This is a genomic window from Mycobacterium sp. 1245852.3, assembly GCF_001669335.1.
GTDB lineage: Bacteria > Actinomycetota > Actinomycetes > Mycobacteriales > Mycobacteriaceae > Mycobacterium > Mycobacterium europaeum_A.
In genome coordinates this window covers 1-3,612 of record NZ_LZLL01000098.1, presented here as the reverse complement: position 1 = coordinate 3,612, position 3,612 = coordinate 1, and the positions used below count along the sequence as shown (strand labels likewise).

General features: G+C 66.5%; 4 protein-coding genes and 1 pseudogene. 3 read left to right on the top strand and 2 right to left on the bottom strand.

All coding sequences use genetic code 11. The features are described from left to right. The first annotated feature begins 531 nt into the window (after positions 1 to 531). Positions 532 to 978 carry a DUF5994 family protein gene (locus tag A9W96_RS04245; RefSeq protein WP_066865606.1) on the top strand — a complete coding sequence of 149 codons (447 nt, stop codon included), beginning with the start codon at positions 532 to 534 and terminating at the stop codon, positions 976 to 978. Between the two features lie 16 nt (positions 979 to 994). Here the strand turns inward: A9W96_RS04245 and A9W96_RS04240 are convergent, their stop codons facing one another. Together A9W96_RS04240 and A9W96_RS04235 are read right to left on the bottom strand one after the other, a co-directional pair. After that, positions 995 to 2,275 (bottom strand): cytochrome P450, encoded by a 1,281-nt coding sequence (locus tag A9W96_RS04240; protein ID WP_066865601.1) that lies wholly within the window; start codon positions 2,273 to 2,275, stop codon positions 995 to 997. Positions 2,276 to 2,311: 36 nt separating this feature from the next. Next, positions 2,312 to 2,506: a ferredoxin gene (locus A9W96_RS04235; protein WP_066865861.1), complete on the bottom strand. Its 195-nt coding sequence runs from the start codon at positions 2,504 to 2,506 to the stop codon at positions 2,312 to 2,314. Positions 2,507 to 2,702: 196 nt separating this feature from the next. Here A9W96_RS04235 and A9W96_RS04230 point away from each other — a divergent pair, with 196 nt between their 5' ends. Both A9W96_RS04230 and A9W96_RS04225 read left to right on the top strand, forming a co-directional pair. Further along, positions 2,703 to 3,248: a TetR/AcrR family transcriptional regulator gene (locus tag A9W96_RS04230; RefSeq protein WP_066865858.1), complete on the top strand. Its 546-nt coding sequence runs from the start codon at positions 2,703 to 2,705 to the stop codon at positions 3,246 to 3,248. Positions 3,249 to 3,445: 197 nt separating this feature from the next. Then, a pseudogene (locus tag A9W96_RS04225) lies at positions 3,446 to 3,612 on the top strand (SDR family mycofactocin-dependent oxidoreductase); the annotation flags it as partial.

Below are 3,612 nucleotides of genomic sequence, written 5' to 3'. Positions count from 1 at the left end.
ACGTCACCAACCCGGATCTGCGATGGGTGGATCTCGACCGCGTCGCACCAGTTCTCTATTGCCATGTAACCCATCCTCGCAGTTGCCACCAGCCTACCCGTCATCCCGCCCTACCGGGGCGGATGGCATGCACTGTTTTCTCATCCCTTGCACCGCAAGGGATTTCGTGCCAGCGGCAATGACAAAGTCATCCGCCGGGCGAATTCCCCAGAGTTGGCCGGCCAAGGCCGTGTCGTGCTTGCGCGCTGGCGCCGATCACCCGATCGTCCGGGTGGGCCAAGGGTGGCGTAGCGTCGAAATCGAGCCGTTCGTTGTCAGCGGTGGTCTACCGCACGATCGCCGCGGGCGACACCCCACGGGCAATGTGATTCCTCCGTCGGTCTGCGTCCGTGGCCCGACGACGCCGAGCGCGAAGGAACCGCCCATGGGTTGTGCAAGCCCGGCCAGGACACGACACGATAATTTTGCGACCGTTGCGGCCCGCGGCGGCGCCGCGACCAGGTGCGCAATCTGCCGGCTGCGGTATCTCCGATGAGCTTCGCGGTCAGGACCCGGCGCCAATCCACTCCCATCCGGCTCTCGGTGGCTCGCGAACTCGGCCGGGATATCGACGGCGCGTGGTGGCCGCGCGCGGATCGCATCACCAATGAATTGCCCGAGCTCGTTGCGGTACTGACGCCTCTGCTCGGCGATGTCACCTCCATCAACGTGAACTGGTCATCGCTGCAGCGACCGCCCGATTTCAACTGGCCCGGGTGGGAAGGCAAACGCCAGCACGTGATGACGGTGCAGGGGGCGCACGCGTGCGCCAACCTGCTGATCGTCTCCTACGCCACGCACAGCGGGTTGGCCCTCATGGTGCTGCGGCGCGCCGCAAACCTGCCCGTGGAGGGTGCCGACCGCGCCAAGCCCGCGTTCATACTCGCGGACGCGATCCTGCGCGCCGCATTACAACAATGCGGACGTTCCTCCGGCTAGTAGGCGACACCCAGCGTCAGTCGGCCCGGGTGAACTCGATGTGCAGTTCCTTGAGCCCGCGCAGCAAGAACGTCGACTCGTAGAGGTACTGCCGGTTGGCGGGCAGCCCGTGCTTGGCCTCGCTGATCCTGAAATCGCTGGTGCGGTCCAGGAGCCGGTTGATGGTGATCTGACCTTCCACCCGCGCAAGCGGTGCGCCAGCGCAGGTGTGGATCCCGCGACCGAAGGCGATGTGCTCGCGGACATTCTTCCGGTCAACCTGAAACTCGTTGGGATTCTCGAATTTTCGCGGATCACGGTTGGCCGCTCCCAGGCACAGCATGAGGACCGTGCCGGCCGGGATGTGCACCCCGCCCAGGGTGGTGGTCTTGCGGGCCAGCCGGAAGTCGACCTTGGTCGGGCTCTGCATGCGCAACGCCTCTTCGATGAACGAGCCGATCAGGCTCCGATCCGCACGCAGCCGTGCCTGAAGCTCGGGCTGATCACCGAGCACCTGTACCGCCGCGCTCAGCAGCTTGGTCACGGTCTCCTGGCCGGCCGCGAACAGGAAGGTGGCCGGTCGCACCACCTCCAGTAGCGGCGGGGTCGAGCCGTCGGGATACGTGGCGGTCGCCAGGCCGGTCAGCACGTCTTCGCGGGGTCGTTCTCGCCGGTCGGCGATGTAGGCACTGAACAGGTCGTCGAGGTACTGCAGCGGGTTACTGCCCACGGGTTCGTGATCGAGCGCGCCCACCCTGGCGCCCGGCGCGTTACCTGCCCCGAGATTGCGGCGAATCTCGGCACGGTCCTCGTCGGGAACACCCAGCAGATCGGCGATCGCCAGCGTCGCGAACGGCTTGGCGTACTCGCCGAGGAACTCGCACTGGCCGTTGGCGATGAACTCGTCGAACTGCCGGTCGGCCAACTGCCAGATGTAGTCCTTGTTTTCCTGCAGCCGGCGCGGGGTGAGCAGCCGGCCGAGCAGGGAGCGCGCCTTCTCGTGCTCGGGCGGGTCCATGACGACCATGTGCTCGAAGATGGGGAATTCGTGGCGATGGGCTTCGATCTGCTCGCTGATGTCGTCGCCTTCCGGGGTGAACGGCAGCGGCGGGAACGGGCCGCCGATCGCGTTGACGGCGGAGAACGAGGCGACGTCTTTGAAGGCGGCCTGGACCTCCTGGTACCCCGTGACGGCCACGACCCCGTAGTGGGGCTCGCGGAACACCGGCCCCTGGCCACGCAGGTAGTCCCAGTAGGCATACGGATCTTGCGCGATGTCGGCGTCGGTGAAGTAATCGACGTCGGCGAGTTCAGTCATGGTTTCAATTCCTTTTCCGGGCTAGAAAGCCGCGCGTCACGCGTCCTCTGCGACCACGCTGATGGCCTGGCGCGGGCAGGCGGCCACGGCGGCTTCGACGCTGTGGCGCAACGCTTCACCGGGTTCCTCCTCGCAGGTTGCGACATCGTCGCCGAGGTCGAAAACCTCGGGGGCGATCTCCACACACAGGGCGTGCGCCTCACAGAGCCGGGAATCCACCCGGACACGCAGGTGTGCGGTCGTCATCGGCCGCTGCCTCCCGATTGACTCGTGCTTGCGATCATCCGAAACTGATCGATCGACCAAATTGTTAGGATGCGGTATGCCTACCACGGATCGACCAGGCCGGTCAAGCAAATCGGCCGCGCCCAACCCGGCGGCGAGTCGCCAAAACAGGAGGGGCGCCGACGCGGGGGCGCGCGGCAAGCTGATCGAGGCCACGGCCCGAATCATGCGCGAGGAGGGCTATGCCGCGGCGACGTCGCGGCGGGTGGCGGCGGAGGCCGGCGTCAAGCAGGCGCTGGTCTACTACTACTTCCCGACGATGGACGATCTGTTCGTCGAGGTGCTGCGCGCCGGTGCCGAGACCGCACTGACGCGCATGCGGGCCCTGCTGACCGAGGACGACCCACTGCAAGCGCTGTGGGTGATGAACAGCGACTCCGCGGTCACCACGCTGAACGCCGAGTTCATGGCATTGGCCAACCACCGCAAGGCAATTGGCGCCGAACTCAAGGCCTATGCCGAGCGGGTCCGCGACATCGAGACGGCCGCTGTGACGATGGTGCTGCGCGCCAACCAGATCGACCTCGAGGAATATCCCCCGGTGGCGATTTCGATGCTGATCGCGCAGGTGGCCCGCAGCCTGTGCAATGAGAACGCCGTCGGCGTCACCCAGGGCCACGACGAGTTACGCGCCTTCGTCGAACGCCGGATGCGCTTGCTCAAAGCGCCCGCGGCGCCGACTCGCTAGGACTGCCCGACGCTTCCGCCACAGCGGCACCGACCGCGTCCGTGGCGTGACACCCGATCCCACGGTCGCACCCGCGAGTGTTGACACTGCGGCCAAATGGTGCCACCCTTCCTGATCGATCGACTAAATCGAAAGTCGACGGACAGGTACGCGCCGGGCCACGTCGTCCCGGGCTCCCGGATCAGTGAGGTGCAGTCATGGGCGGAAGAGTTGAGGGCAAGGTCGCGTTGATCACCGGCGCCGCTCGGGGCCAGGGCCGCAGCCACGCGGTGCGGCTGGCGCAGGAGGGCGCCGACATCATCGCCGTCGACATCTGCGCACCGATCAGCAGCAGCAGCGAGATCCCACCCTCGACGCCCGACGA

What these genes read in the sequence shown, in the direction of transcription:
- A9W96_RS04240 (WP_066865601.1), bottom strand. Translation starts at nt 2,275, where the DNA reads ATGACTGAACTCGCCGACGTCGATTACTTCACCGACGCCGACATCGCG.
- A9W96_RS04245 (WP_066865606.1), top strand. Translation starts at nt 532, where the DNA reads ATGAGCTTCGCGGTCAGGACCCGGCGCCAATCCACTCCCATCCGGCTC.